General features: G+C 49.5%; 2 protein-coding genes. Both read right to left on the minus strand.

Translation table 11 applies throughout. From position 1 onward, the window contains the following. The coding region (locus tag R8O11_RS27965; RefSeq protein WP_318194965.1) for a flagellar basal body-associated protein FliL at positions 1–389 on the minus strand (389 nt) is incomplete at its 3' end. A 49-nt stretch (positions 390–438) separates the two neighbouring features. Beyond that, positions 439–689: flagellar hook-length control protein FliK (locus R8O11_RS27970; protein ID WP_412035084.1), on the minus strand; the 251-nt coding region annotated here is incomplete at its 5' end.

Here is a 689-nt window from a genome sequence, read left to right on the forward strand (position 1 = left end):
GTTGGAGAACGAAGCTGCTCTACCGTTGCCGATGCAAATGTGGATAACAAAGGGCTCTCAACCAACGGAGCATGGTAACGCGCCAACTGCTCATTCTCTGAGCCACGTACCATAAGCTGCGCTTTGATTTGCACCAGTCTATCGCGACGGTCACCCGTCACGTTAAAAATGAACGGTTGCGGAAGATTCACGTACGCAATTGGGTTAGCCGCTGCGGCCTGTGTTTGCTGTGACTCTGCCTCTGCGGCTTGAGCCGAATCATCCGATCCCATCAAAAAGAACGCCGCCGCGCCACCACCACCGAGCAGAACCACGACTGCAATAATGATGATCAGTAGCTTGCTTTTACCTTTTGGTGCATCGGCACCTTGTAGCTGTTCTTCTGCCATTGTTTTCTCTAATTATTTGTTCTTGTTCAAGATGGTTGAGGTTACGACATTAGGCGTAAAAACTAATTCCATCACGCTTTGAAACCACATTCAAATCAAGATTCACGTCGGCATCAAAGTTTTCGTCTGACTGGCCAGAAAAACCGCGTCCAGACGTGCCTTGGCCATTTTGTTCAGCCGCTGCGTAACCACTTTGCTGTTGTCCACTGCTTTGCTGCTGAACCGAGGAATCCGCCAGTTGCATCCCTTGTTGAGCCAACATTTCACGTAGACGAGGCAACGTTTGTTCAATAACGTCAC

It is taken from the genome of Vibrio sp. 1288 (assembly GCF_033344475.1).